Genomic DNA, 26885 nt, shown 5'->3' on the forward strand with positions numbered 1-26885 from the left:
CTGGCTCGGGGTCTAGCACGGTTTCAGCGTGGCTCGAGGTCGCTGCGCCTCGTTCAGGCTGGCGCGTCGGCGGACGCCTCGGCTCGTCGCGCGCGCGGAGCGCTCGAACGCGCGCTCAGTCGACGATCGTGCCGATCTCTTCGCCCCTGCAGACGCGGAGGATGTTGCCGCGGGTCATGAGCTTGAACACCCGGATGGGCATCTTGTTCTCGCGGCAGAGCGTGACCGCCGTCGAATCCATGACCCCGATCCTGTCGGCGAGGAAGCGGTCGTAGCTCAGGTGCGCGAACATCTGCGCGCCTTCGTGGCGCACGGGATCGCGGTCGTAGATGCCTTCGACCTTGGTCGCCTTGAACAGCGCCTGCGCCTGGATCTCCATGGCCCGCAGCGCCGCCGCCGTATCGGTCGAGAAGAACGGGTTGCCCGTGCCCGCGGCGAAGATGACGATGCTGCCCTTCTCCAGGTGCCGCATCGCCCTGCGGCGGATGTACGGCTCGGCGACCTGCCGGATCTCGATCGCGGTCATCACGCGCGTCGGCACGCCCGTCTTCTCGAGCGCGTCCTGCAGGGCGAGCGCGTTGATGACGGTGGCGAGCATGCCCATGTAGTCGCTCTGGGAGCGGTCCATCCCCGCGCTCGCGCCCTTCAGCCCGCGGAAGATGTTGCCGCCGCCCACGACGACCCCGATCTGCACCCCCATCCGCTGGAGCTCGGCGACCTCGCCGGCCACGTGGTGGAGCGTCTCGGGACGTATGCCGAACCCCCCTTCCTCGCCGCAGAGCGCTTCGCCGCTCAGCTTGAGCACGATGCGGCGGTACTTCAGCCCGGGGGCCGGACGAGGGGGAGGGGGAAGGAGAGAGTCCTGGTCAGCGGCCACGGTGCGACCTCGTAGCCGGGACCTGCGTGGAGGGCAACGAACAACGTGAATCATCGCCCGGGCCAAGCGGCAGCGCGCGCCGCAACGGAGGAAGAGCGAAAGCAGAACCAGAGGAAGCGAGGAAGCCGAGGGAAGTAGAGGAAGCAGAGCAGGCAGGACCGCCGGTGCGGCATGTACCTTGCGCTTGCCGGGGTGGGGAGCTACTCTCGGCCCCCCTATGGCGCGTGTGACTGTGGAAGACTGCCTCGAGCGCGAGGAAAACCGTTTTGCTCTCGTCGTGCTCGCGGCCAACCGGACGCGGCAGCTCATGAAGGGCTCGGACGCTCTCGTGAAGACGAAGAACAAGCCTGCCGTGACCAGCCTCCGAGAGATCGCGGCGGGCAAGGTGCACTTCCACCGGAGTTCCCACGAGGTCGTCTCCGAGTGGCTCCAGCAGATGAACGCTGGCGGCCAGCGCTGATGCCGCATCGGAAGGGCGCGCGTCCGGTGATGCGCGCCTCCGTCGGGGCTCCGTTCTGCAGCTCGCTCCCGTCACCGTGCCAGCGCTCCGCTTGATCTGTTGCCTCGCATGAGCGGGATGGCCACGAAGCGGCCGGCGCATGTTTCGGGCTCCGGCCAGCGTCGCGATCCGGAGCTCGAGGCTGGGACGTCGGCCCACTACGAGGATCCGGCGTACTACGCGAAGACGTACGCGCGCCGGAAGGATGACGTCCGCTACTACGTCGACCTCGCCATCGCGTCGGCGGGGCCAGTGCTCGAGTACGGCTGCGGCAACGGACGGATCACGCTGCCTGTCGCGAGGGCGGGGGTCCAGATCACCGGCGTGGACCTGTCGGCGCCGATGCTCGGCGATCTGCGCGCGCAGCTTGGACGCGAGCCGCGCGATGTCTCCTCTCGCGTGAGCCTCCGGCGGGGCGACATGCGGGCGCTACGGCTAGGGCGCCGCTTTCCGCTCGTGATCTGCCCGTTCAACGCCTTCTTGCACCTGTACACGCGCGTGGACGTGGAGCGATTCCTCGCGCGAGCGCGCGAGCATCTGACGCCGAAGGGCGAGCTCGTCTTCGACGTTTCCATGCCCGAGCCGGCGGAGCTCGCGCGAGATCCGGATCGCGCCTATGCCACGCCGCGGTTCCGGTACCCCGCGAAGGATGGCCCTGGCGAGTTCGTCCGGTACACGGAGCGGTTCGACTACGACAAGGTCCGGCAGATCCTGTTCGTTTCCATGGAGTTCTCGCCCGTCGACGGCGGCGAGCGCTGGATGACGCCGCTCGCCCATCGTCAGTTCTACCCGCAGGAGCTCGAAGCCCTGCTCCACTACAACGGCTTCGAGATCACGGCGCTTCGCAGCGATTTTTCTGCGGAGCCGCCCGACAACCAGACGAGCATGCTGCTCTATCATTGCCGGCCACGCCGTTCTGGTCGGGCCCGCCGCCCTGGAAATGAAGGGGGCCGCTGAAGGGCGCGCGGCACCGGCTTTCGAACGCCCGGATCCTGCTGCGCCTCGGGCCGCCCTGTGGCGGCGCCAGGTCGATATCGGGCCATGCGCGACGTATCCGCGCACCAGCGCGCGTGTGCCCCTGGTCCTGCGGCACCGAGGTCGCGCCAGATGCGGCCGTTGCCTGGAGTCTCAGACCCCGATGTAGAGGCGATGAGCGAAGTTGCGCTCGAGCTTGGCGCGCAGCACCTTCTCCGCCGCCGTCTCGATGTCGTACTCGACGCGCTTGAACTCGAAGCGCTTCGTGTCGCTGTCGTAGACCGTGTAGCTCGCGCGGTTGTCGTAGTCCCGCGGCTGTCCCACCGAGCCGACGCTCACGATGTACTTGCGACCCTGCTCGAGCTGGAAGTCCACCGCGGGGAGCTCCTCGACGCTGTTCGGTGTGAGCGCGAACACCTTGCAGAGGTGGGAGTGACCGATCAGCGTGATGTGACCGAGCTCGTTCCACATCGGGAGGCATTCGCGCGCCTGCTCCGGGGCGAAGATGTACTCGAACTCTTCGAGCCGGACGGGTGAGCCATGGCAGAGGTCGACGTTGATGTCCGTCAACTTCTCCTGGTACGTCAGGCTCCGGAGCCAGGCCGCGTTCTCGGCGGACAGCATCGCAGCGTGGGTGTCGAGCGCCTGCCGGGCGGCCTCGTAGTAATACGAGTAGTCCATCCGACCAGCGACGGCCGCGTCGTGGTTGCCGAGGATCGTCTTCTTGGCCACCTTGCGGACGAGATCGGCGCACTCGTTCGGCGAGCCGCCGTAGCCGACCGTATCCCCGAGGCAGTAGTAAACGTCGATACGTTCGTGGCGGTAGGACTCGAGCACAGCGCTGAGCGCCTCGTAGTTGGCGTGCGTATCGCTGAAAATCCCGAGTCTCATTTCGACGCGAGGGCGGAGCTTAGCACGAAGGCCTCGACTTCCGTTAGGAATTCAAACCCGAATCCGCGGACGGGCCGGTTGGACCGGCGCCGAGCTTTGTTAGCTCGTTCTCGTTGGCGTTCTCGTTCTCGTTCTCGTTCTCGTTGTGTCGGCTGGTTCGTCGGTCCTGCTGGTTCCGGCGGTTCCGTTGCCTCCGGCGGTTCCGTCGGCTCCGCCAGATTCATCGGTGCTGTCGGTTTCGTCAGATTTGTTGGCTCCGACGGCCCGTGCTCATGCTGCGCCCGGAGATCTGCAGAGGACGGTCGAGGGCCGGACACGGTCCTTGCGGAGCTTGCCGAGGCGCTCCCAGCACGACCAAGTTGACGAGCGGCCACCCGCACCGGAGAAGAATAGCGTGGAGCCCATGAATACCAAACAGAACGGTGCAGGGACCTCTCCGATTTCTGCGGAGCGGCCGGCCGAGTCTGCGCTGTCCGCTGCAGCTGTCGAACCTGTCGCGCCGCCGCCGTCCACCGTGGAGGATCTCGCCGAGGGGTGCGTGCGGTTTGTGGAGCGCGCCCTCGGCGTACGGCTTGACTATCGGCCGGAGACCTTGCCTCTGCTCGACCACTACCTCGAGCAGGCGCGCGGCGCGACGTCGGAGCGGGTCGAGGCCTTGCCGATGGTCGCGCACATGGCAGGCGCTTACTTCGGCGAGGTGATCCGGCGCCGGCACGCGTCGTGGTGGCGCCTGGATGGCGAAGATCCGACCTACTGGCAGGTGCAGTTCGGGTCGGTCTACCTCGCTTTCAGCCCCGTCCTCTTCGTGCGCGAGGCGCTCACGCGCGGACACCGGGCCGACGCCGCGCTGGACCTCGCAGAGGACTCCCTGAGCGGCGATCCGGCGGCGCTGGAGCTGCAGGAAGACGATCGCGAGGCGGTCGCGGCCAGGCTCGCGGAGCTGCCGTCGGTCTCGGAAAACGAGTACTACGCCCCCTCGACGCGGCTCGAGGTGATCGACATCGCCGTGGACGCGATCCGTTCGCGTCGGCTCGCGGCCGGCGAGGACACCGACGCCGCGCTCGACCCGGGCGACTACGAGCGCGGCGGCGACTGACGCCGGGATCGCCGCGCGCCGGCAGCTCACGCTCGCTGGGCGGCGCCGCGCGGACGTGCTCCGGGAGCGGCGACCGGTGGTATCGTCGCTGGCGTGTTGTGGGTCCTCTTCGGGCTGTTGTTCCTCATCTCGTGGGCGGCGTGCTTCACGTTCGGCCTGCCCACCGCGATCCCGATCGCGACGAGCATCGTCATCGCGCTCTCCGCGATCGCGCTCTTCGTGTACCGCCGGATCAACGCGCGCCGCGCCGCCTCTGCGCTTGAGCGGGCCATCGTCCAGCAAGGAGCGCAGCAGGCGCTCAACGCGCGGCCCGAGCGCCGCGCCGAGATCCAGGAGCTCCAGCGGCAGGTCCAGGGCGGCATCAGCGCCCTGAAGAGCTCGAAGCTCGGCAAGGGGAAGGAGCACGGCAACGCCGCGCTCTACTCGCTGCCCTGGTACGTCATCATCGGCCCGCCCGGGGCCGGGAAGACGACGGCGTTGAAGCACTCCGGCCTCGTCTTCCCGTACGCGCACCCGAGCAACGGCGGCGGCGTGCGCGGCGTCGGCGGCACGCGCAACTGCGACTGGTGGTTCACCAACGAGGCGATCCTCCTCGACACCGCGGGGCGCTACACGACGGAGCAGGACGATCACGAGGAGTGGATCGCGTTCCTACAGATGCTCCTCAAGCACCGCGCTCGCCGCCCGCTCAACGGCATCCTGGTCGCCGTGAGCGTGGCGGATCTCATCGACGCGAGCGAGCAGCACATCGAGCTGATGGGGAAGAAGCTCCGGGCGCGCATCGACGAGGTGATGACGCAGCTCCACATGGTGCTGCCCGTCTACCTCCTGTTCACGAAGTGCGACCTCATCGCGGGCTTCTCGGAGTTCTTCGGCGACATGCGCAAGAGCGACCGCGCGCAGGCGTGGGGAGCGACGCTCAAGCTGAGCGCGGACAAGGCCCACCCAGGGAGGCTCTTCGACGCCGAGTTCGACGCCCTGGCGAGGCAGATCCACGGCCGCTCGCTGAAGCGGCTCGTGATGGAGCGCAGCCGCGAGGTGCGCGAGCGCGTCTACCAGTTCCCGCTCGAGTTCTCGGGTATCCGGCGGAACCTCTCCGATCTGGTCTCGACCGTCTTCATGGTCAACGCGTTCCAGGGGACGCCCATCTTTCGCGGCTTCTACTTCACGAGCGGCACGCAGGAGGGCAGGCCGCTCGACCGGGTCCTTCAGCGCATGGGCCAGGCGATGGGGATCCGCACGCACGAGGCCGCGGCACAGCAGAACGTGGAGTCGAAGAGCTACTTCCTCCACGACGTCTTCATGAACGTCGTCTTCCCGGACGGGGACATCGCCGCGAGGAGCGCGAGCGAGATCCGGCGCCAGCGGCTCGTCCGCGGCGCGATCAGCGCGGCGGCCGCGGCGCTCGGGGTCATCCTCGCGATCCCCAGCGTGGTGTCGTTCGTCAACAACCGCGCGTTCCTGCGCGACGTGGAGGCGGACGCGCGGACCGTCAGCGCGCTCCGATGGGAGGACACGCGACCCCTCTCGGAGAAGCTCGCCGCGCTGGGGCCTGCGCTGGACCGGCTGAAGGAGATCGACAAGGCGCGCGAGGAGGGGCCGCCGGACGGGAAGGGGTGGACGATGTTCCAGGGCGAGACGGTGTACCCGCCGCTCGTGCACGTCTACGTCGCGAGCCTCCAGAACGGCTTCGTGATCCCGTGCAAGCAGCGGCTCGAGGATCGCCTCAAGCTCGCGAAGGGCGACCACTACCTCCGCGAGCGGAACGACCTCAAGCTGTACCTGATGCTGAGCGACGTCGAGCACCTCGACGTCGCGTGGGCGAAGGACAGGTTCACCTCGCTCTGGGCCGAGGTGCTGCGGGCGACCTCGAACCTCACCGAGACCGAGCTGAAGAAGCAGCTCGATCGGCACGTCGAGTACTACCTGACGCTCATCAAGGAGAAGCGGGTCACGCCGATCGCGCGCAAGGAGGATCTGGTCGCGAGCGTGCGCGCGACGCTCCAGGCCGTGCCGCCGCGGAAGCGGTACTACGACTTCTTCGTCAACGCGATCATCGAGGAGAAGTACGACGAGACGGGTGACAACAGCCGCGCCAACCGCAAGTACCCTCCGCACACGCTCGGCGACATGTTCGCCGATCGCCCCGCCGTGCTGAAGGTCATCGGCAGCAAGCTGTACGCGAAGGAGAAGCGCTGGAAGGAGGTGGACGGTCCGTACACCGAGAGGGGGCACTTCGCGGTGCTCGAGAGGCTCGAGAGCGGCGCCGATAGCTTGATGGCTGAGCGGTGGGTCGTGGACCTCGCGCCCGGCGAGGAGGCCTCGATCAGCAAGAACCTGGACGGCCTCGCGGCCGACTACGACGCCAGCTACATCGCGCAGTGGACCGACTGGATGGCGGACCTCACCGTGCGGGTCCCGGCCAACCTGAAGGAGGCGAAGGAGACGTACCAGGCGCTCACCCAGGCGGATTACCCGTACCTCCGCATCATCCGAGCGCTCGAGGACAACACGCAGTGGAAGCGGGATCGCGGCGCGATCGAGGACTCGGCCCTGGCCAAGCGGGGGAAGGAGTACCTCGAGCGGAAGATCGAGCAGAAGACGAGGCTGAAGGTCCCCGTCAACGTGAAGCTCATAAGAAACCGGCCGAGCTCGGTGCCGGACGAGTTCAAGCGGACCGTCGAGTTCGGCGTGCCGGCCGCCCCGAGCGGCTCGGCGCCGATCACGGACACGCCCCTGGCGAGGTACATCTCGTTGCTCAGCGCTCTTCGCGACGAGATCCAGCGCCTCGAGGATCTGAACCCCAACGTCGATGCGCGCCTCATGGCCGATCGGTTGGTCGAGGCGACGCGACAGGCCGACGCGCTCCTCCAGCCCTTCGACGAGCGGGCCAAGACGCTGCTCCGGCCGCTGCTGCTCACCCCGATGCAGGTGGTGGCGGCGCGGCTGCCGCCGCTCGCCGCGGTGTCTCGCTTCCCCGCGGCGGCACCTGCCGCGGGCCCGCGCTGAGCCACGCGGCGCAGCTCAGATCTCGATGCGGATCTCGTCGCGGCCTGGCTGCACCGCGCCGGTCGCTGGATCGAGCGTGAGCACCATCTCGATCGCGTCCTCGCCGTTGTCGCTGTAGTACCGAGGGCGTACCCCCATCGCGGTGAAGCCGAGCTTCCTGTAGAGCCGGATCGCTGCCCGGTTCGAGCGGCGCACCTCGAGCAGGATCAGCCGCACTTGCTGCTGCTGTGCATACTCGAGCGACCTGTTCATCAACGCCGTCGCGAGCCCGCGCCGCTGCGCGGCGGGGCAAGTGGCCACGTTGAGAACGTGGAGCTCGTCGGCGACGTGCCACGCGATGAGGAAGGCGAGCGCGCGCCGCTCTTCGCGCGCGACCCAGCAGCGCGTCCAGGGGCGGCGCAGCTCTTCTCGCGCGGAGAACTGCGGCACGTCGAACGCCGCGGCCGCGACCGCGTCGATCTCGTCGAGCGCGGCGTCGTCCGCAGCGTCGGCCGTCAGCTGGATCAGCGAGGCCGAGAGCTTCGTCGCCTCGCGTTTCACCTCGCCACCTCCGTGGGACAGCCGGAGACGATCTGGACTTGCCCCACCCGCCCGCTCTTGAGCTTCGTGCATGCCTCCCCGAGGAGCTCGACCACCGCGGGCGACTTCCAGCGCCAGCCGTTCTCCGGGTCGTAGGCGACCAGCTCGTCGTCCAGGTAGACGTTCGTCTGTCCCGCCTCGGGAGGCGGGTCGACCAGGTCGAACTCGCAGGAGACGACGATGCCGGCGATCTTCGAGAGGACGTTCCCCAGCGTGTCGAGGTTGTCCACCTTGAAGTAGAACGGGCTGACGAACTGCGCCGTGCCGCCGGCGAGCGCCATCTGGTCGAGGACATCGCCGTAGAACTCGCTCCCGGGGATGCCGACGACATAGACATCGATCCCGCTCGCCGCGAGCAGCTCGATCGCGGCGACCGTATCGTCGCGATCGAGGCACCCTTCGGGGCCCGAGGGACCCGAGGGCGAGCAGCAGTTCTCCTCGGGGCACTGCTGCTCGATGTTGGCGATGCACCCGTCGGCGTCGCACTTCGCCGAGCTGTTGCAGTTCGGACCTCCGTCGGTCGCGAGCACGACGATGGTCTTTCCGGGGAGCCCGACGAGCTTCGGCGTCAGCGCCGCGAGGGTCGCCGCGGTAGGCGTCCCGCCGAGCGGCGCGGCCCGCGTCGCCGCGCGGAACCGCGATGTCGTCGTTGTGCCCTCCTGTCCCTCTGCGAAGGGAGCCCCCGGCGTGACAGCGAACACCTCGCCGCCTGCCCTGCACGGCGCCTCGTCGGTCGCGTCCACGGGGAACACGGCTGCGCCGACGTTGATCAGCGGGCCCAGGTTCCGCACGAGGTCGACCGCGGCCTCACGGACCCGGTCGTATCGGGTCGCGCTCGAGCTCGCGGAAGCGGGGCTGAGCATGCTGCCTGACGCATCGAGGACGAAGTAGATGTTCGGCGCTTCGGCGATCTCGACCTGGTGGATCCGGTTGCCGCAGAGCCCACCCGCATCCGCGGCCGGTGGTCCGCTCGGGTCTTCGGTGTCCGGATCGAACCCGTCCTCCGGCTCCTGCGCCCCCTGACCGATGCCGCTGCGCGGACGCTGCTTCGCGACCTCGTCCTCGCACGCGGTCATCGCCGCGCCGCCGAGCGCGAGCACAGCCCCGACGCAGAAGAGCATGCCGCAGGCGCTGGCCCGCTGCTTCACGGCCGTCTTCATGGAGAGCAGCGTATCACGCCCGTTCGCGCTGGCAGCGCCAGCGCGGGCGCCGCCGCGCGCGCTCAGGGCTCGCGGTAGAACCTGGGCACGCGGCGCGAGATGCTGGTCAGCACCTCCCAGGCGATCGTCCCCGTGAGCCCCGCGATCTCTTCAGCGCTGATCGTGCCGCGCCCGAGCGGCCCGTCCTGCGCTCCGAGGAACACCACCTCATCCCCCAGGCGTGCTCCCGGCACATCCGTCACGTCGAGCATCGTGAGATCCATCGACACTGCGCCCGCGATCGGCGCGCGTTGACCGCGCACGAGGGCGGCGCCGCGGTTCGACAGCTGGCGGCTCAGGCCGTCGGCGTACCCCATCGGCACGGTGGCCACGACGCTCTCCCGGGAAGCTTGCCAGGTGTGGCCGTAGCCGATCCTGTCGCCCTTCGCGATCGTGCGCAGCGCGACGATCTCGCTGCGCACCCGGATGACCGGCTTGAGGTCGGGCGCGAGCCCCGCGCACGGCGATATTCCGAAGAGCGCGACCCCCGGGCGGACGATGTCGAGCCGCGCCGCAGGGAGGCGCAGCATCGCCGCGCTGTTCGATGCGTGGCGCACCCGCGGCGTGAGGCCGAAGCTCTTCGCTCGCTGCTCGATCTCCCCGAAGAGGCGCATCTGCTCGATCGTCACGCCGAGATCGTCGGCGTCCGCGCAGGCGAGGTGGGTCATGAGCCCGTCGAGCTTCACCTCCGGGTGCTTGGCGAGCGTCGCGAACACCGCCTCGATCTCCGAGCTCGCGGCCCCGAGCCGCCCCATGCCGGTGTCGACCTTGAGATGGACGCCCACGCGACCGCGCTGCTCGATCCGCACCACGCTCGCGAGGCGCTCGATCTGGCCGGCGTCGTAGACGACGGGCACGAGATCGCGCGCGATGATCTCCTCGAAGCCGTCGCGGCGCGGGCCGTAGTAGCCGCCCATGACGAGGACAGGGAGCCGGATGCCGGCGTCTCGCAGCTCGATGGCCTCCTCGAGCAACGCGACGCACAGGCCGGGGATGCCGGCGCGCTCGAGCGTCCGTGCGACGGCGGGCGCGCCGTGGCCGTACGCGTCCGCCTTGAGCACGCCCCAGATCTGCGGCTTCTCCGCGCCGATCAGGCCTCGCTCGAGGACGCGGAGGTTGTGCCGCAGGTGCGCGAGGTTCACCTCGGCGCGGGTCGGCCGCACGGCGTCCGCAGGCGCCGCTCGCCGTGGCCGCAGCACCCGCATGGGGCCTGCGCTCGCACCGAGCCCCTCGAGGGGCGACGCCGTGCCGTTGCGATCAGGAGTCGTGCTGCTGAGCTCTTTGGGCGCGTGCGAAGCGGACATCGTGTACGCCGATAGCTCTACGCTCGATCGCGGGTCAAGATTCCAGGCCATCTTGGTGCGACAAGGTGAGGCATCTGCGCGGAGAGCAGACCACGTCGATCAGAAGCAGCGACGCATGCACCGCGTGTACTTGCCGGAGCATCCTTTTTCGCAGGCGGCGGATTTGCAGTCGTCCTGGCATTCCTTCCAGTCCGTCTGGCACGACGCGCTGCACTTCGCTCCCGGCGGTGCAACCTCCGCGGTGTTCGACGCCGAGGGCGCAGCGCCGCCGTCGTTCGCGTCTGGGTCTGCGCGAGCCTCCTCCGCTGCCGCCGTCGCGGCCACGTCGGCGGTCAGGAGCCTGGGCGGCGGAGCGAGCGCGCTGGTCGGCTCAGGCACGGCAGGGGCTCGGCTGCTCGGCGGAGTCCACTCGCCTTCGTCGAAATCGCTCGCGTGGCTGAGCTGCCTGGCCCGCACGGTGGCGTACTCCACGCGGTCGCGCGTCTGGCCGAACGTACAGAACTGAAGCCACTCGTCCCAGCACGCGCGCCGCAGGGTCGGCTTGACGTCGGCCAGCGAGTCAAGCGCCATGCAGTGCTCGAAGCGTACGTCCCCCTCGTAGACCGCGTTGATGCTCGCGCCGCACGCGGTCACCGAGGCGGCGGCTAGGCAGAGGAGGGTCCTGAACCGCACGTCGTAGAACACCGATAGCAGAAAAGCTCGGCCCCGGTGCCAGGGCCTGTCCTATCCGCCGCGGGAACCTGCCGGTCGCCCGGCCGAGGTGCTCTCCGGTTGAACTTTGCCCTGTGATGCCGTACGTTGCCGCCCCTTCGCACCGGCGGCGGCGGCACGACGCCTCCGCGCCGGGCGCCTCAACGGAGCCTGTTCATGTTCCTCATGCTGTCGAAAGGTCCTCGGAAGACCACGCGCTCCAAGTCGAAGCGCTACCGGTCCAAGCTGAAGGCGAAGAACCGCAACCGGCGCAACCGCATCTACCAGCGCGCCTGATCGCTGCACCGAGCGCGAGCGGGACCACGGCCTCGCTCGCGGCGCCGTTCTTCGATTCGAATCTTCTGGGCCGGCCCTTGAAACCTAGGGGCCGCCCTTCTTCAGCTCGGTCAGCACCAGCTTCGCGACCGCCTTGAGCGTGTCGAACACCCCGACGCCGGTCCGCGCGACCCCCTCGAAATCGGGGACGTTCGTCGGGTTGAGCAGCGAGCGGAGCTCTTCGACGGTGCCGATCTCTGGCAGGTCCCGTTTGTTGTACTGGATGACGTACGGGATCTTGTCCAGCGAGTAGCCCTGCTCGGCCAGGTTCGTGCGGAGGTTCTCCACCGACTCCTGGTTCGCCTCGATGCGGCCGAGCTGCGAGTCTGCCACGAAGACCACGCCGTCGACGCCTTTCAGGATGAGCTTGCGGCTCGCGTCGTAGAAGACCTGCCCCGGCACCGTGTACAGGTGGAACCGCGTCTTGAAGCCGCGGATCTCGCCCAGCGCGAGCGGGAGGAAGTCGAAGAAGAGTGTCCGGTCGGTCTCCGTAGCGAGGGAGATCATCTTCCCCTTCGCGTCCGGGTTGGTGCGCTCATAGATGTACTGCAGGTTCGTCGTCTTGCCGCAGAGACCGGGGCCGTAATAGACGATCTTGCAGTTGATCTCGCGCGCCATGTAATTGATGAAGCTCATCGACCGCGCTCCTAGTCGTTGAAGAGGTTGTCGATGTCCTCGTCGGTGATCTCGGCGAACGGCGAGTCGGCGCCCGGCTCCTGCACCTTCTTGAGCAGCGCCTCGAAGATGTGGTTGAGCTCCTCGCTCGCCTTTCGCACCCGGAGCCTCACCAACCCGAGGCTCGACTTTGAGTCGAAGATCACCACGAGGATGACGCGGTTCCCGACCAGCTGGATGTGGATGTTCGCCTTTTCACCCTCGTGGAACTGAGTGGCGAACTCGTTCTCCTTGAGGAGCTTCGCCATCCCGCCCGTGGCGGCGATGTTCCCCGCCGTCAGCGAGGCGAGCGACGTGGTGTCGAGGTTGTCGACGTCTCCGCTCGCGGCGATCAGTTGCCCGTTCTTGTCAACGATGAAGACGACCTTCGCATTGGCGTCCTTGACGAGGCGATCCACCACGCTCTGGATCTGATTGAATTCCTCCTCGTACATCACCATCTGAGGGTTGACCATCGTTCCTCCGCCAGCGCTCTCGCGATGGGGCCCTGGGCATTGCGGGCTCTGTCGCCCTTGTCATCACCGGGCGCCGCACGTGCGGTCCCCGACCATCGTCATCCAACTGGCTTCCCGCTGCGCGGGCTTGCCTTACCACCGGTACCACGTTCGCGGCGTGACGCTCACTGCCGTGGGGACTTGCATGGCCGGTTCGCAGCGCGCAGTGCCGCTGCTCCTCGACCGTGCTCCCGTACATCTTGGGACGTTTCTATCCGAAGCTGGTGCGGCGGAGCAAGGCGGCCCTTTCTGGAAGTTGGAGGATCGCATGGCCGAACCTCGCCGAGCCTTGCCGGACCCCGACGGAGCTCGCTCCCCCTGCCCCCAGGGGAGCCTTGGTTCCGGACCTTTTCCAGGCGCCTGTCCGCCCCGGCCGCCCGGAAGGTTTGCCCGGTAAATATATAAAATTACTACTATTTCATGAGTTGAATGCGGTCGGACGGCGCTGCGCCTTCCTCCAGGGGCGCTGCTGTGGGGCGCGCTGCGTGTCGTCGCTCTGTCCCCGGCTCTGTACCCGGCAAAAGATAGACAAAATTCGCGGGATCGGCGCCGGCGGCGCGGCGGGCTCATGAAGCGCGCCCTGATGAACGCGGCTCGGGGGACGACCTCCTGCCGGCGTACGTTCCACCGGATCGTCGGCAGCACCCCCTTGACCTCGGCCGGTGCGGCGCCTCTGCAGTCATGCCTTGTGCTTGACCGATGGCTTCGGCCACGGGATAGCGCCTCGGATGCGTGACGTGCTCAGCCGGGCCGAGCCCCGTGAGATCGAGCTCAACCAGGGGACGGCGAGGGGGCGGTCCTTCTGCGCGCTCGCCGTGGGGACGGCGGCCTTGGCGTGCGCCATGTCGCTCGGCGCCGATGTTCGCGCGGAGCTCGGCGCGGTTCACCCCGAGGTGCTCTCCGCGCACGCGGCTGTCCGCGCGGCGAGAGGCCCCGAGGTCTACGGCGCGCTACGTGAACTCTGGCGCACGTGGGACCGCGCGGATCCGACGCAGGTCGAGGAGGCGATCGCGTCCATCGCGGAGGCTGGCGCGACCAGCGCGCCCACCCAGGTCTATGCGGAGCTCCTCTCGGCGTACGCGCGGAGGCGTCGAGGCGATCTCGACGGAGCGGTCGCGAGGATCCAGAAGCTCGGGTTCATCGGCCGCTGGGCGACGATCGGACCGTTCGACAACGAGAACAAGGGGGGCTTCGAGCGGGCGTTCGGGCCCGAGGAAGATCTCGAGCAGCCGATGGCCGCGGGCAGGACGTACGACGGCAAGGCGCGCGCGGTCCGGTGGCGCGTGCCCCCCGAGGCGCCGCAGTACGGGTGGTTTGACTTCGGCGACTTCATTCGTCCGGTGGAGGGCGTCTGCGGCTACGCGACGACGTTCGTCCGCGCGAAGGCCGGGACGCGCGCTCCTCGGCCGATCTCGATCTGGGTCGGGGCAGACGGCGCGTTCAAGCTGTTCTGGAACGGCGCGAAGGTCCTGGCCGATCCGGGGTACCGCGAGCTCGACATCGATCGGTTCGCCGCGCCGGTGACGCTGAGGCCCGGCTACAACCGCCTGACGATCAAGGTCTGCGGAGGTGCGTCGGCGCCCAAGTTCGCGCTCCGCATCGGCAACGAGAAGGGGGCGCCGGATCTTGATCTGGATGTGACCTCCGACATCGGAACCCAGGTCACGGCCCCTCAGGGGGAAGCCGATGGCGCGAGGCGCGCGGGCGGGGCGCGGGCGCAGGCCGAAGGGCCAACCTCAGGAGCGAAGCTCGCCGCGCGTGCGGCTGTCATCGAGGGGCCGATGCAGGCGTTCGAGCGCGCCGCGAGCGCCGCTCGGCCTTCACCCGCCATGCTGGAGGCGTTCGCGCGGTACCTCATGCTCACCGGCGGTGACGCCGAGGGGGAGCACAGAGCGCGCGACCTCGCGCGGCGCTCCGCCGAGGCCGAGCCGAGCGTGCGTCGCTACCTGCTCGCGGGCCAGCTCTCGGAGGACAGGAACCAGCAGCGCGCGTGGATCGAGCGCGCGGCCGCGCTCGCGGGCGGTCGTGAGGACATCGACGTCCTGCTCTCGCAGGCTCGGCTCGCGCAAACGAGCCCGAACTGGCGGGAGGCGGCGCCGATCTACGAGCGCATCCTCGCCTCCGATCCCGATCATGTCACGGCCGTGCTCGGGCTCGTGGACCTCTACGGGGAGGCTGGGCTGAAGCGCACCGCGCTCGCCACGCTGGAGCGGGCGCTCGCGCGCCAGCCGAGCAGCGTCGCGCTCCTCCGCGCCTCGGCGGCGCAGCTGCGCGCGCTCGGGCGCGACACGGAGGCCGCCGAGATGGAGGCGCGCTACGCCGCGCTGCGGTTCGACGACTCGAGCTTCCTTCACCAGCAGGTCGAGCTCGCGGTGGCGCGCCGCGATCCTGCCGGGGCGGAGCGCTGGATCGAGCGCTTCCTCCGCAGCGAGCCCGACTCCGTCTGGGCCCGCACGGTCGCGGCGCGTACGTACCGCGCGCTGGGCCAGGGGGACCGCGCCCTCGCGGCCCATCAGCGCGCGCTCGCCATGGCGCCGGAAGACATCGGAACGCTGCGCGCTCTCTCGGACCTCTACGGCGAGGAGGGAAACCGAGAGGCGCAGCTGGAGATGCTGCAGCAGATCCTGGCGATCAGCCCTCAGGCGAAGGATGTGCGCGAGTACATCGAGCACATCGAGCCGCCGAAGCCGCGCGCTGACGAGGCTTACGCCTGGGCGCCCGACCGCTTCCTCCCGATGCGGCGCAACGCTGACCGGCAGTATCCCAAGCGCACGCTGCGCAACCTGACGGTCACCACCGTCTTCCCGAACGGCCTGGCGAGCCGGTTCCGGCAGGTCGTCTTCCAGCCGCTGACGGACGAGGCTGCGGCGAGCGCCCGGCAGTACGCGTTCGAGTACCAGGCCGATCGCCAGACCGTGAGCCTCCGTGCCGCGAAGGTCTACCGAGCAGACGGCAAGGTCGACGGGGCGATCGAGAGCGGGGAATCCGGGGCGAACAACCCGGCGCTCGCGATGTACACATCGGCGCGCACGTTCTACGTCAGCTTCCCGCGGCTCAACGCCGGCGATGTGGTCGAGCTGCGCTACCGCGTCGATGACGTCAGCCCCCGCAACGAGATCGCCGATCACTTCGGCGAGATCGAGTTCCTCCAGGGGGACGAGCCGATCGCCAGCAGCGAGTACGTGCTGATCACCCCGAAGACGAGGCAGTTCCACGTCTTCGCGTCCAATCTGCCTGGCCTCGTGCGCGAGACCAAGGAGGACGCCGAGCGGCGCATCTTCCGCTTCTCCGCCGCCTCTGTGCCGCCGGTTGCGCCCGAGCCGGCGATGCCAGCTTGGTCCGAGATCCTCGCGCACGTCCACGTCTCGACCTTCAAGACCTGGGACGAGGTCGGCTCCTGGTACTGGGGCCTCGCGCGAGAGCAGTTCGATGTGGATGATGAGGTGCGCAAGCGGGTGCGCGAGATCACGAGCGGCCTCGCCGACGATCGGAGCAAGGTCCGCGCGATTTACAAGTACGCGACCGAGACGCGCTACGTGGCGCTCGAGTTCGGCATCGAGGGGATTCGCCCGAGGAGGTGCGCGCAGACGCTCGCTCGCGGCTGGGGCGACTGCAAGGACAAGGCGACGCTGATCGTCACGATGCTCCGCGAGATCGGCATCCCAGCGACGATCGTCCTCGTGCGCACCCGCATGCGAGGCGACATCGAGCCGGAGCCCGCGAGCCTCGCGCCGTTCGACCACGCGATCGCGTACGTGCCGTCGCTCGACCTTTACCTCGACGGAACGGCGGAGCACTCGGGCTCGACAGAGCTTCCCATCATGGATCGCGGCGCGATGGCGCTTCAGATCAACGAGGGCAAGCCGAAGCTCGTTCGCCTGCCGGAGCCTGCTCCGGAGGCCTCGGTCGTGCACCGGACGGTCGACATCGCGGTCAGCGCTGACGGGTCAGCTCAGCTCGGGGTCGACATCCAGGTGGCCGGCGCGTCTGCGCCGGAGTGGCGGACCCGCTACATGGCGGAGGGGACGCGCCGCGACCGCGCAGCTCGTGACCTCGCCACGGACTTCGGGGCGGTCGAGCTGGCCCCTGGGAAGGCCGGGGTCGAGGTGAACGATCTCGAGGACATCGAGCAGCCAGCGAAGCTGCGGGCTCGAGGAAGAGCCGTCGCGCTCGCTCGAAGGGAGGGCGACAGCCTGTCGGTCCCGGCTGTGCCCACGCAGCGCCTCGCCACCGAGTTCGCATCCCTCTCGGCGCGCACCCGCGACGTGATCATTCCCGCGCTCACCACGCGCCGGGATGAATGGACCCTCCGGATCCCCGCCGGGTGGCGTGTCACCAGGGCGCCGCTGCCCGAGGACGTGGACACCCCCTTCGGCAAGTTCTCGCTTTCGATCGAGCAGTCCGCGGGGAAGATCGTCGTCCGCAGTCAGATCTCCCTCACGAAGTCCCGGATCAAGCCGTCCGAGTACATGGCCTTCCGAACGTTCTGCGAGACGGCGGACCGCGTCTTCGGTCAGCGGGTGGTGTTCGGAAAGTGAGGACGGCCTGACCCCCGGCCCCTCGGCGCGCCGACGGGCCCCTAGACGCTGCCGGGACACTTGACAACCCCACGCTGGATCGCCATAAAGCGCCCCCTCTACGCATCCCTGCGGCGCAGAACAGCCTCTCCGGTGGTTCGGAGCGGTGGCCGCCGGGAGCGATAGGCATTCGGATCGAGGGCATCATGCCGAAGATGAAGACCAACCGCGCCGCGGCCAAGCGCTTCAAGGTGACCGGCTCCGGCCGCATTCGCCGCAGCAAGGGCGGGCTCAACCACTGCATGCAGGAAAAGAGCAAGAAGCGTCTGCGTCGTCTCCGCAAGAACGACATGGTCGATTCGGCGATGGAGAAGCGCGTCAAGCTGCTTCTTCCCTACGGCTGACCCTGGAGCAGTGAGGTAGATTACCGATGCCGCGTGTAAAGAGAGGCTTCAAGGCCCGCCGCCGTCGCAACCGTGTCCTCAACCAGACCGAGGGCTACTTCCTCGGCCGAAAGAACCGCTTCCGCCAGGCGGTCGAGGTGCTCCGCCACGCCTGGGAGTACGGCTACATCAGCCGTAAGCTCAAGAAGCGGGATTTCCGTCGTCTCTGGATCACCAGGATCAACGCTGCCGCGCGCCTCAACGGTACGACGTACTCCCGCCTCGTCAGCGGGCTCAAGAAGGCAGGCATCGCCCTCGATCGGAAGATCCTCTCCGAGATCGCGATCCACGATCCTGCGTCGTTCGGTGCTGTGGCGAAGCTCGCCTCGCCCTCAGCGGCGAAGTGACGGCTCCGCGGGCGGCCTTCAGCCCGTCGTTCGACCATTCCGATGCGGAACGGTCGAAATCGACCAAGGCCGCCCCGACCGTTTCCTCGCAAGTGCCCGATTATCGTAACATTTCATATATTTGAATCGCCGCCGTGGCGAGCGATCCTTCGGGTTGCGTCGCAAACGTAGAGTTCGGGCGCAACCCTCAGGTGAGGACGTGCGGCTGCCGTCGCTGACGCTGATCAGAGTCATCAGTGTGAGGCAATTAGGCACCGACCAAATGCACAGCGTGCATTCCGTGCGCACTTGCTACGCACCGCCGATGGCACCGTATGATCGTGCGATCAGGGTAAGCCCCGACCCAGCCCAGCCCGGTGACGGCTGGCCTACCGAGCGTTGTCTCTCGCGGGGTTCTGCGTTCCCAGCTGAGGCCTGACCAGCCTAAGGGGCGATCCGGGTCCTGTTCCCAGGGACAGACTTAGCTATAAATTCCGCTGAGCCTGAACGATTTACCGGAATTGCCAACTTTCCAGGCGGTCTGTCGCGAAAAATAACCTTCTCCGCCTTCGTCCGTCGGGTGAGGGCTCGACATTGCCATCGGGAGGCCCAGGTTCAGGAAACATCGAAGCTCACTGAGAGAACGGCCTCAGCGGCCAGGTACGGGACTCCTACACGCTGGAAAAAGCAGCGAAATTCCCTTGCCTGTGCTGCGAGGGCGGACCCACCGACCCGCGGAACGCTTGCGAGCTCGAGGTGTCCCCAAGGAGAACAGGTTGCCGATGTTGTTGCGTCCCCGACAGCGCACCCAGCCATACAGTTCGGTTCGGTCGCAGCGAAATGTCTCGCTCGACAGGACATGGACAGCGCCTTCCGCTCTACATAGCGCACCCAGGCCGAGCTCTCAAACGGGAGAAGCAGGAACGCACGCTAAAAAAGGCACTGTTTTTGCTTCTGAAGCTGGGCTGCTACCGGGGACTGGCGCAGGAGCATCATTCTGCAAGAGCAGACCTGCCTCAGATGAGAAGAGTTCGACCGGAATCAAAAGAAAGCACCAGCGGTTGCCAGTTTCAACAGGGGCTCCTTCGGTCAGCTCCTCTCCTCTGTCTGGCACGAAATCGTCTCGCCTGCCCTCAAAAGGTGGCGGGACATTTCAATCTCGCAAGGTCAGCCGTTTAGAAGTGAACGCCGACACAAAGACCAAGATGAGCACGTCGACCGCCCGCCGTCCAGAAACTGCGCGGAGAAACGCCAAGTCCTCTGCTGTAGGTGCCTCTGCGCGGCTCGCGGCATCCAAGAGCTCGCAGGGAGCCGAGACCGCATCGGCTCCCCGGCGGGGGGCATCGCAGACCACCGAGTTGGAGGTCTCCGAGGTCGAAGAATTCGGGGACAACCAGTCGCCGCGCTCGCACTTTCAAGGAGCTACCACCGTGGAGGGAGCCGCCATGAGGTCGACCAAGAGCAACGCCACTGTAGTGAAGGGCGACCCGCTCGCTCAGGGTGGGACGGCCACGCCGGAAATCGCAGCGCTCGGCATTCTGGATGACGACCAGACGGAGGAGACGGTTGTGCGACCCCGTCCGGCCGAGATCCTCGATGAGGAGCGGGCGGCTGACTTCATCGATCTGGACCTTGGACCGCTCGATCGGCTGCCTCAGCCCGAGCGCGCGAGGAACCAGGATCGGGAGCTGAAGGATGTCGAGGACGGGGGCGGCGACTCGATGCTCGCCCGCTATTTCCGCGACATGGCACTCCACCCCGTCATGGGGCCGGACGAGGAGCTCGACACCGCGCGGGCGGTCGAGCGCACGGAGGTGGAGCACTGGGTGGCCCTGCTCTCCTACCTGCCTGCGGCCGAGTACATCCTCACCGCGCTCGAGGAGGATGTCGCCAAGGCGGGTGAGGACGAGGTGAAGGCTCCGCAGATCGCGGAGCTGCAGAAGCTCGTTCGCCTGGCGAAGAAGCAGAAGGGGAAGCTGCTCGCCGAGCAGGAGAAGCCGTGGACCCAGCTCTCCGAGGAGCTCGCAGCGGCCGTCCGCCTGCCTGACTCGGATCGCCTCTGGATGGCGCGCGCCTTCAGCATCGCGCGCGATCTCGTGCGCGAGCCTGACTTCGAGGATGACGTGAGCGATCCCGAGGAGACCCGCCCCACGCGGCCGAGGCTCCCGCTGTCTGGCTCCTACCGCCGTTACCTCGATCGGGTCGAGCGAACCTTCCAGGCGCAGCACGACGCGAAGAACCGCTTCGTGAAGGCCAACCTGCGGCTCGTCGTGTCGATCGCGCGGCGCTACAACCGCGGGCGCCTGCCGCTCATCGATCTGATCCAGGAAGGCAACATCGGCCTGATGAAGGCGGTAGAGCGCTTCGACCACAGCCGTGGCTACCGCTTCTCGACGTATGCATCGTGGTGGATCAGGCATGCGATCAGCCGCGCCTTGGCCGACAAGGGCCGCGCGGTCCGCATCCCGGTCCACATGCTCGATACGTACAACCGCGTGGCGCGGGCGACGCAGGCGATCATCGCGCGCACGGGGCATGAGCCGACCATCGAGGAGCTCGAGAAGGAGACGGGGGTCCCGCGCGAGAAGCTCGACAAGGTGAAGGACTTCTACGCGGAGACGCCTTTCTCGCTCGATCGTCCGGTCGGCGACGAGGACGGGCGCAAGTTCATCGACTTCCTCCAGGAGGAGAACGCGCTGTCGCCGTTCGATCACCTGGCCAACAGGAAGTGGAGCGACGAGGTCCGGCGTCTCCTGACAACGCTCACGCCGATCGAGTCGCGGATCATCCGCTGGCGCTTCGGCCTCGACGACGAGGACGAGCTCACGCTCAAGGAGATCGGCGACAAGTACAACCTGTCGCGCGAGCGCATCCGTCAGCTCCAGGAGCAGGCGCTCGGGAAGATCCGCAAGCAGATGCGCGACTACTGAGCGACGAGCTCAGCACGAGGCGGTGAAGAGGCCGCGCGGTGTCATGCTGCGCGGCCTCTTTGCGTGAGCCGCCTGAGCACGCGGCTGCGTGGGGGCACGCAGAGGTGAGCAGGGGCCGGAGCTCAGCGCAGCCCAGCGGGTCGACACGAGACAGCCCGCGCTCTCAGGGCGTGCGTGCGTCCTTCCAGAGCTCGTCGGCGAGCGACTCGACGAAGTGATCGATGGCCCTTCGTGCGGGGTCGATCTTCCCTGGCACGTCGGAGACGAGCGCGGCGAAGGCGATCGGGGAACGACCAGGGGGCGCGAGGATGTAGCCAGACAGGGCCACGACCGAGGCGAGCGTTCCCGTCTTGGCGCGGATCGCGCGCTCCTTCGACCACCCGCGGAAGCGGCTGCGCAAGGTGCCATCCACACCGCCGATCGCGAGCTGCGCGGTGAAATCGGCGCCTAGCGCCGGATCGAGAAGCGCGGCGCGGAGCAGCCGGACGATGGCCTCCGGCGATGCGCGAGCGGCGTCGAACAAGCCGGAGCCGTTCCTCAGGACGACGTCTTGCCCGAAAGCATCGAGCGCCCTGAGGGTCTCGCCGACCACCGCCGCCGCACCCTCGGCTGTGCCGGGGCGCCCACGCTTCTCTGCGGCGAGCGTCTTGAAGATCGTCTCCGCGTAGAAGTTGTCGCTGTCCTTTCCGAGGGCGGAGAGGAGCTCGCCGAGAGGTGCCGAGCGGTGGGCGACGAGGAGCCTCTTCTGGCGCTCACCGCCGAGCCGCACCTCGCCGGGGACGTCGACGCCCACCTCCAGCAGCATCTCCTTGAGCGTATACGCTACGACCAGGCGGGGATCGTCGACGCGCCTCGCCAGGCTCACCGCGCGGCCGCCCTCTGGGATGTGCCCGCTGAGGTGCGCGACGAGGCGCTCGCCGCTCGGTTCGAGCCGGACCCCGAGCTTCTCCGGTGTGCCGCGCCTCGCGGTGGTCACCGTGCCCTGGAGCACCGCGAAGCCTGGGGGATCGATCGCGACGGAGGCAGCCTGCCCTGCCTTCGACGGGCGCACCGTGAAGAGCAACGCGTTCGCGTTCAACGAGGCTGCCGCGACCGGGGCGCGAAAGGCCGCCCACTCCTCCGGCTGCTGCTCGAAGGCGGGAGGCACGTAGCGCGCGTCAAAGTAGCCCTGGTCGATCGAGATCGCCGCGACCTTGCGGACGCCGGACGCCCTCAGGGCGCGCGCCATCTCCCAGAGATCAGGCGTCTTGAGGGAGGGATCGCCCGAACCCCGGAGCACGAGCTCGGCGACGGTTCCGTTCGACGCCTCCCCGTAGAGGCCGGTCAGGTAGCGGTAGCTCGGCCCGAGCAGGCGAAGCGCGGCGGCTGCCGTGAAGAGCTTCGCGTTCGATGCAGGGTTGTACAGGCCGCGCTGATCGAAGGCCGCGAGAGCCGCGCCGCTGGCGACGTCGAGGGCGAGCACGCCGACCCGTCCCCCCAACCGGCGCACGTCGGTGACGAGCGCCTCGACCTCCGCTCGAGCGCGGTCAGGGTCGATTTTTTGAGGCCCGTGCGACGCGGGAGATCCTGGGGGCGCGTTCGGGGTGACGGGGGCTCCCTGGGTCGGCGTTGCTGCGCGGGCCGAGCGGTCAGCGGGACCCGTGCCGCCGTCGAGCGGCTGCGAGCCGCCGGGGCGAGCCAGGATCGACGAGAGCACGAGCGCGACCGCGGAGACGGCACGACGAGGATGTCGAGGCATGAGATCTCTCTGCCTCTACAACGCCTCCACCGCGGACGCCTCCTCCGGTCGACCGGTCGTCGCAGCCCCGGCGGCGCTCATCGGTGCGCGCGTGTGCGCTCGGGGTTGTCCTCGGAAAGGAGAGCTTGCTAGGGTGCGCACAGACGCTCCTTCACGCTCTGTTCGAACGGAGGACACCGTGTCCCAGCAGCATTCGACCCGCGCGCTCTTGCCGCTCATCCTCCTCGCGGCTGCAGCATGCTCCGGCGCCAAGCCCAAGCAGGCAGGGGAAGACTACAACTTCGAAAAGGCTTCGTCCGATGTGGCCGAACCCGCTGAAACGGAGAGCTCCGGCGCCGAGGCAGGCAGCTCCGGCGCCGAGGCGGGCGCGTCGGTGGACAGCGGAGGCGGGCTCAACCCCGATCAGAAGAAGCAGATGGAGATCGCCCTGCGTCGCGGAGGGGACAAGGCGGCGAACTGCGCCGAGGTCGTGTCCAACGCGCCGACGGGCGAGGGAGAGGTCAAGGTCGTGTTCGACGGCCAGAAGGGACGCGTGACCGACGTGCTGGTCGGGCCGCCCTTCGCGGGGACGCCCGCCGAATCCTGCGTGAAGCGCGCCTTCGTCGGAGAGATCGTGCTGCCGTTCGATGGCGATCCGCTCGAGGTCCCGTACACCGTGAAGCTGCCGTCCAAGAAGTCCGGCGCGGGAGCTTCCGGAACGAAGACGCCATGAAGTGCGCCTCCCTCGCCGTCGTCGCCGCGCTGGTGTTGGCCACTGCCTCCGCCGGTGCGGAGGAGCCGGCGGCACCTCCGCGGTACCCGCCGTCCTCGGCACGCGTGAAGGTCATCGCCGGCGGGGTGGCCGTGACGGCGCTCGCTTACGGCGCAGCATTCCTTGCCGCATCCTCGTGGCCGGAGGTCCCTGGGGCGAGCGAGCTGAAGATCCCGATCGCTGGTCCATGGCTCGCGCTCGCCAAGAACGGCTGCGCCGCGGATGATCCGGACTGCGGCGCGACGCTGTACGTTCGCGGGGCGCTCACCGCCATCGGTGGGCTCGCGCAGCTCGCCGGCCTGGGGCTCGTCGGCGAAGGGATCTTCATGACCACGGAGGCGCGCTCGGCGCAGCCTTCGAACCCTGCGGCGCTGACGGTGCGGCCGGCCCCGGTGATCACCGCGACCGGCATGGGCCTCGGCGTCGTCGGTACGTTCTGAACTACCGAGAACCATGCGGGCCGCGCGGTGATGCGCCAGCGCCCGCTCACCGGCGGCGCCATGGCAACGGCGCGGGGCCGCAGACGGGCTTGCCCGTCATCCGTCCGATGCGCTCGATCAGCAGCTCGACGCTGGCGCCGTACGGTACGCGCTGATCAGCGCTTCCACCGAAGACGCGGCCCGCTCCGATCACGTCGCCCGCGCGCAGCTCGATGTGGTTGCTGATGTACGCGACGGATTCCGGCAGCGAGAAGGTCCACTCGCCGACGCGCGAACAGGAACGCGTCTCGGCATCGACGCGGACCTGAGTCCGCAGCGCCTCGACCGAGCCGAGCTCGTCGGGCGTGACGAGCGCCGGGCCGAGCTGCGTTGCAAAGTCCTTCGCCTCCGACGGTGGGAGCCCGCGCGCGAGCGACCGCGCCTCCAAGCTGCGCGCCGTCCAGTCGTTCAGCACGGTGTAGCCAGCGATCGCGCGCTCCACCTCGTCCGGGGTGGCACGCCACAGGTCCTCGCCGAGGACCACCGCGAGGTTCAGCTCGTAGTCGGGCCTGTCCTCGAGCGGGGGGAAGGGGATCTCAGCCGCGTGTCCAAGCAGCGCGCGGCTGTTGCCGAACCGATACCAGGGTCGCTCGGCGCCGTGCGCGTAGGGGCCGAGCTGGATGTACGCCGCGCGGTCGGTGGCGCAGGGAGGCAGCCACAAGATCGTGGCTGGATGCAGATGCGTCGACGCGGGACGATCCCCGTTGAGCAGCCGATCATCCAGCGCGTGAAGGCCGGCGCAACGGAGCGCCACCACGCGCGTGTGAAAGTCCGACACGCCGCGGATGTCCGCGAGCTTCGTCCCGAAGTGGCGCTCTAGCTCCGCGACGTCGTAGAGCGCTCCGTCCCGTTCGAGCGCTACGATCGGGGTGGACGTCGCGAGCTGGAGCACGTGCGCGATTCTCATGGCGTGACCAGGCCGCCGGGAGCCGGCGGAGCGTACCATCCCGGTCCGCCGACGCCCTCAGGCCGGCGGAACCCCCCGCGCCTACGCCTGCGGCCGGCGGTCGGCGCGCGATCCCGAGGGACTCGACCCTTCTTGGGACATCGGATTGTCCTTTGCATTGACGCGCTGGGAGAGCGGCCTAGAATGCCGGCGGATTCAGAGCGGCATCACGTCGCGCAGGCTTGCCGTGGGTCCCTGCCGGTTGCAGATGGGCTCGTACGGCAGGTCAGGTTCTGTTGCCGGCACGGGGTTCCCCGTCGCGGGGTTTCCTCCGGCTTCGGTCCTGCTGACGGGGCCGTGCGGCTTGTAAGCCGGGCAAGGTATTTGCCGTGGACAGCCGACCCTTGGCGGCGCTCACCTTGGAGCGCCGCTCGAGGGACTGGTTACAGGCGCGCACACGGCGCAGCGGAGCGATGGGTCATGAGCAAGCGGACCAAATTCGTCTTCGTCACAGGCGGAGTCGTATCGTCGATCGGCAAGGGACTCGCTGCGGCCTCGATCGGGGCGCTGATGGAGTCCCGTGGGTTGAAGGTTACCCACCTCAAGCTGGACCCGTACATCAATGTCGATCCCGGCACGATGTCCCCCTACCAGCACGGCGAGGTCTTCGTCACAGACGATGGAGCAGAGACCGATCTCGATCTCGGGCACTACGAGCGCTTCACGCTCGCGCGGATGAGCCGCCAGAACAACTTCACCACCGGCCGCGTCTACGAGGCGGTCATCTCGAAGGAGCGCCGCGGCGAGTATCTCGGCGCGACGGTGCAGGTGATCCCGCACGTCACGGACGAGATCAAGCTGCGCATCCGTTCTGCTGCGGACGGGGCTGACGTCGCGATTGTCGAGGTCGGCGGTACCGTGGGTGACATCGAGTCGCTTCCGTTCATCGAGGCGATCCGCCAGCTCAAGGTGGAGTCGGGCGCGCAGAACGCGATCTCGGTGCACGTCACGCTGGTGCCGTTCATCGCGACGGCGGGCGAGCTGAAGACGAAGCCCACCCAGCACTCGGTGAAGGAGATGCGCGAGATCGGCATTCAGCCGGACATCCTCCTCTGTCGCTGCGATCGGCCGCTCCCGCGCAGCATGAAGGAGAAGATCTCCCTCTTCTCGAACGTCGCCGTCGACTGCGTGATCGCGGCCGTCGACGTCGACTGCATCTACGAGCTCCCCCTCGTCCTCCACGCCGAGGGGATCGACGAGAAGATCACGGAGCTGCTCAACATCTGGGCGAGGCAGCCGGACCTGTCGCCGTGGCAGCGCATCGTCGAGCGATTCAAGAAGCCGTCCCGCGGCATCGTGAAGATCGGCGTCGTCGGCAAGTACGTGCACCTGCGCGACTCCTACAAGTCGCTGCACGAGGCGCTCGTCCACGGCGGGCTCCACAACGACGTGCGGGTCGAGCTCGAGTACATCGACTCCGAGCAGATCGAGGCGCGCGGTGCGGCCGACCTGCTGTCGAACCTGGACGCTATCCTCGTGCCCGGCGGCTTCGGCGATCGCGGGACCGAGGGGAAGATCGAGGCCATCCGCTACGCGCGCGAGGAGAAGATCCCGTTCTTCGGGATCTGCCTCGGCATGCAGCTCGCGGTCGTCGAGTACGCGCGCCACGTCTGCGGCATGACGGGAGCGAACTCCGTGGAGTTCGATCGCAACGCCGCCTACCCGGTGATCGATCTGATGCCCGACCAGAAGGGGGTCGTCGAGAAGGGCGGGACGATGCGCCTCGGCGCGTACCCGTGCGTCCTGGACAAGGGCTCCGTCGCCGCAGAGGCGTACGGGCAGACGAGCATCAGCGAGCGGCACCGGCATCGGTACGAGGTGTCGAACAAGTACCGCGAGGCGATGGCGCAGAAGGGGCTCGTGCTTTCCGGGACGTCGCCCGACCAGCGCCTCGTCGAGATGATCGAGCTGCGCGAGCATCCGTACTTCGTGGGCTGTCAGTTCCACCCCGAGTTCAAGAGCCGCCCCCATAGCGCCCACCCGCTCTTCGCGCGCTTCGTGCGCGCCGGTCTGGAGCGCCAACGCGAGCGCAACAAGGCCGAGAAGCCGAAGCCCGGCGATTCTGCCTCCGCCCATACCCAGCAAGCTGCCTCGTCCGTCAACTAGGGCGGGGTGCAGGTCGTGCGCTACG

General features: G+C 68.2%; 21 protein-coding genes. 11 read left to right on the top strand and 10 right to left on the bottom strand.

What is annotated here, in order from left to right:
* Positions 1–115: 115 nt before the first annotated feature.
* The gene (gene pyrH / locus POL72_RS43730; RefSeq protein ID WP_080599110.1) at positions 116–877 is read right to left on the bottom strand and encodes a UMP kinase; all 762 of its coding nucleotides are present in this window, start codon (positions 875–877) and stop codon (positions 116–118) included.
* A 226-nt stretch (positions 878–1103) separates the two neighbouring features.
* Between pyrH and rpoZ the strand changes: the two genes are divergently transcribed.
* Together rpoZ and POL72_RS43740 are read left to right on the top strand one after the other, a co-directional pair.
* Positions 1104–1337, top strand: a complete 234-nt coding sequence (gene rpoZ / locus POL72_RS43735) for a DNA-directed RNA polymerase subunit omega (protein WP_506377484.1) — start codon at positions 1104–1106, stop codon at positions 1335–1337.
* A 117-nt stretch (positions 1338–1454) separates the two neighbouring features.
* A complete protein-coding gene (locus POL72_RS43740; protein WP_272102834.1) occupies positions 1455–2333 on the top strand; it encodes a class I SAM-dependent methyltransferase in 879 nt (292 codons plus the stop codon).
* A gap of 171 nt (positions 2334–2504) precedes the next feature.
* On the opposite strand, the gene POL72_RS43745 is transcribed toward POL72_RS43740, so the two are convergent.
* The gene (locus tag POL72_RS43745; RefSeq protein WP_272102835.1) at positions 2505–3242 is read right to left on the bottom strand and encodes a metallophosphoesterase family protein; all 738 of its coding nucleotides are present in this window, start codon (positions 3240–3242) and stop codon (positions 2505–2507) included.
* A gap of 403 nt (positions 3243–3645) precedes the next feature.
* Here POL72_RS43745 and POL72_RS43750 point away from each other — a divergent pair, with 403 nt between their 5' ends.
* Both POL72_RS43750 and tssM read left to right on the top strand, forming a co-directional pair.
* Complete coding sequence (locus POL72_RS43750; protein ID WP_272102836.1) at positions 3646–4338, top strand: hypothetical protein; 693 nt, start codon at positions 3646–3648, stop codon at positions 4336–4338.
* A 93-nt stretch (positions 4339–4431) separates the two neighbouring features.
* Positions 4432–7347 (top strand): type VI secretion system membrane subunit TssM, encoded by a 2916-nt coding sequence (gene tssM, locus POL72_RS43755; protein ID WP_272102837.1) that lies wholly within the window; start codon positions 4432–4434, stop codon positions 7345–7347.
* A 15-nt stretch (positions 7348–7362) separates the two neighbouring features.
* Here the strand turns inward: tssM and rimI are convergent, their stop codons facing one another.
* From rimI to POL72_RS43785, 6 genes are all read right to left on the bottom strand, one after another.
* Positions 7363–7887 (bottom strand): ribosomal protein S18-alanine N-acetyltransferase, encoded by a 525-nt coding sequence (gene rimI, locus POL72_RS43760; RefSeq protein WP_272102838.1) that lies wholly within the window; start codon positions 7885–7887, stop codon positions 7363–7365.
* Positions 7884–9086 (bottom strand): vWA domain-containing protein, encoded by a 1203-nt coding sequence (locus tag POL72_RS43765; protein ID WP_272102839.1) that lies wholly within the window; start codon positions 9084–9086, stop codon positions 7884–7886. Before POL72_RS43765 ends, rimI begins: the two co-directional genes overlap by 4 nt.
* Positions 9087–9148: 62 nt before the next feature.
* Entirely contained in the window at positions 9149–10429 is a 1281-nt protein-coding gene (gene alr, locus POL72_RS43770; RefSeq protein WP_272102840.1) for an alanine racemase, read from the bottom strand.
* Positions 10430–10528: 99 nt separating this feature from the next.
* Positions 10529–11113 (bottom strand): hypothetical protein, encoded by a 585-nt coding sequence (locus POL72_RS43775; protein WP_272102841.1) that lies wholly within the window; start codon positions 11111–11113, stop codon positions 10529–10531.
* A 387-nt stretch (positions 11114–11500) separates the two neighbouring features.
* Positions 11501–12091 carry a GTP-binding protein gene (locus POL72_RS43780; protein ID WP_012239857.1) on the bottom strand — a complete coding sequence of 197 codons (591 nt, stop codon included), beginning with the start codon at positions 12089–12091 and terminating at the stop codon, positions 11501–11503.
* A gap of 11 nt (positions 12092–12102) precedes the next feature.
* Positions 12103–12585, bottom strand: a complete 483-nt coding sequence (locus tag POL72_RS43785; RefSeq protein WP_012239856.1) for a roadblock/LC7 domain-containing protein — start codon at positions 12583–12585, stop codon at positions 12103–12105.
* Positions 12586–13352: 767 nt separating this feature from the next.
* Between POL72_RS43785 and POL72_RS43790 the strand changes: the two genes are divergently transcribed.
* The 4 genes from POL72_RS43790 to POL72_RS43805 all read left to right on the top strand — a co-directional run bounded on the left by POL72_RS43790 (position 13353) and on the right by POL72_RS43805 (position 20840).
* Complete coding sequence (locus POL72_RS43790; RefSeq protein ID WP_272102842.1) at positions 13353–17162, top strand: DUF3857 domain-containing protein; 3810 nt, start codon at positions 13353–13355, stop codon at positions 17160–17162.
* Between the two features lie 185 nt (positions 17163–17347).
* Positions 17348–17545 (top strand): 50S ribosomal protein L35, encoded by a 198-nt coding sequence (gene rpmI / locus POL72_RS43795; RefSeq protein WP_012239854.1) that lies wholly within the window; start codon positions 17348–17350, stop codon positions 17543–17545.
* 26 nt (positions 17546–17571) lie between these two features.
* Positions 17572–17931 (top strand): 50S ribosomal protein L20, encoded by a 360-nt coding sequence (rplT, locus tag POL72_RS43800; RefSeq protein WP_272102843.1) that lies wholly within the window; start codon positions 17572–17574, stop codon positions 17929–17931.
* A 1424-nt stretch (positions 17932–19355) separates the two neighbouring features.
* The gene (locus POL72_RS43805) at positions 19356–20840 is read left to right on the top strand and encodes a sigma-70 family RNA polymerase sigma factor (protein ID WP_272102844.1); all 1485 of its coding nucleotides are present in this window, start codon (positions 19356–19358) and stop codon (positions 20838–20840) included.
* A gap of 163 nt (positions 20841–21003) precedes the next feature.
* Here the strand turns inward: POL72_RS43805 and dacB are convergent, their stop codons facing one another.
* Positions 21004–22578: a D-alanyl-D-alanine carboxypeptidase/D-alanyl-D-alanine endopeptidase gene (gene dacB, locus POL72_RS43810; RefSeq protein ID WP_272102845.1), complete on the bottom strand. Its 1575-nt coding sequence runs from the start codon at positions 22576–22578 to the stop codon at positions 21004–21006.
* A 178-nt stretch (positions 22579–22756) separates the two neighbouring features.
* Here dacB and POL72_RS43815 point away from each other — a divergent pair, with 178 nt between their 5' ends.
* Positions 22757–23290 (top strand): hypothetical protein, encoded by a 534-nt coding sequence (locus POL72_RS43815; RefSeq protein ID WP_272102846.1) that lies wholly within the window; start codon positions 22757–22759, stop codon positions 23288–23290.
* A complete protein-coding gene (locus POL72_RS43820; RefSeq protein WP_272102847.1) occupies positions 23287–23769 on the top strand; it encodes a hypothetical protein in 483 nt (160 codons plus the stop codon). The genes POL72_RS43815 and POL72_RS43820 overlap by 4 nt, the downstream gene beginning before the upstream one ends.
* A gap of 46 nt (positions 23770–23815) precedes the next feature.
* Here the strand turns inward: POL72_RS43820 and POL72_RS43825 are convergent, their stop codons facing one another.
* Positions 23816–24715, bottom strand: coding sequence for a fumarylacetoacetate hydrolase family protein (locus tag POL72_RS43825; protein ID WP_272102848.1), 900 nt, complete (start codon positions 24713–24715; stop codon positions 23816–23818).
* A gap of 459 nt (positions 24716–25174) precedes the next feature.
* Here POL72_RS43825 and pyrG point away from each other — a divergent pair, with 459 nt between their 5' ends.
* Positions 25175–26860: a CTP synthase gene (pyrG, locus tag POL72_RS43830; protein ID WP_272102849.1), complete on the top strand. Its 1686-nt coding sequence runs from the start codon at positions 25175–25177 to the stop codon at positions 26858–26860.
* The last annotated feature ends 25 nt before the right edge of the window (positions 26861–26885 follow it).

The sequence above is a fragment of the Sorangium aterium genome (assembly GCF_028368935.1).
Taxonomy (GTDB): Bacteria; Myxococcota_A; Polyangia; order Polyangiales; family Polyangiaceae; genus Sorangium; species Sorangium atrum.

Coding starts and splice junctions, on each gene's coding strand:
- POL72_RS43825 (WP_272102848.1), bottom strand. CDS start 24,715: ATGAGAATCGCGCACGTGCTCCAGCTCGCGACGTCCACCCCGATCGTA.
- POL72_RS43740 (WP_272102834.1), top strand. CDS start 1,455: ATGGCCACGAAGCGGCCGGCGCATGTTTCGGGCTCCGGCCAGCGTCGC.
- pyrG (WP_272102849.1), top strand. CDS start 25,175: ATGAGCAAGCGGACCAAATTCGTCTTCGTCACAGGCGGAGTCGTATCG.
- POL72_RS43785 (WP_012239856.1), bottom strand. CDS start 12,585: ATGGTCAACCCTCAGATGGTGATGTACGAGGAGGAATTCAATCAGATC.
- POL72_RS43805 (WP_272102844.1), top strand. CDS start 19,356: ATGAGGTCGACCAAGAGCAACGCCACTGTAGTGAAGGGCGACCCGCTC.
- rplT (WP_272102843.1), top strand. CDS start 17,572: ATGCCGCGTGTAAAGAGAGGCTTCAAGGCCCGCCGCCGTCGCAACCGT.
- POL72_RS43780 (WP_012239857.1), bottom strand. CDS start 12,091: ATGAGCTTCATCAATTACATGGCGCGCGAGATCAACTGCAAGATCGTC.
- POL72_RS43750 (WP_272102836.1), top strand. CDS start 3,646: ATGAATACCAAACAGAACGGTGCAGGGACCTCTCCGATTTCTGCGGAG.
- dacB (WP_272102845.1), bottom strand. CDS start 22,578: ATGCCTCGACATCCTCGTCGTGCCGTCTCCGCGGTCGCGCTCGTGCTC.
- POL72_RS43745 (WP_272102835.1), bottom strand. CDS start 3,242: ATGAGACTCGGGATTTTCAGCGATACGCACGCCAACTACGAGGCGCTC.
- POL72_RS43790 (WP_272102842.1), top strand. CDS start 13,353: ATGCGTGACGTGCTCAGCCGGGCCGAGCCCCGTGAGATCGAGCTCAAC.
- rpmI (WP_012239854.1), top strand. CDS start 17,348: ATGCCGAAGATGAAGACCAACCGCGCCGCGGCCAAGCGCTTCAAGGTG.
- POL72_RS43820 (WP_272102847.1), top strand. CDS start 23,287: ATGAAGTGCGCCTCCCTCGCCGTCGTCGCCGCGCTGGTGTTGGCCACT.
- alr (WP_272102840.1), bottom strand. CDS start 10,429: ATGTCCGCTTCGCACGCGCCCAAAGAGCTCAGCAGCACGACTCCTGAT.
- POL72_RS43765 (WP_272102839.1), bottom strand. CDS start 9,086: ATGAAGACGGCCGTGAAGCAGCGGGCCAGCGCCTGCGGCATGCTCTTC.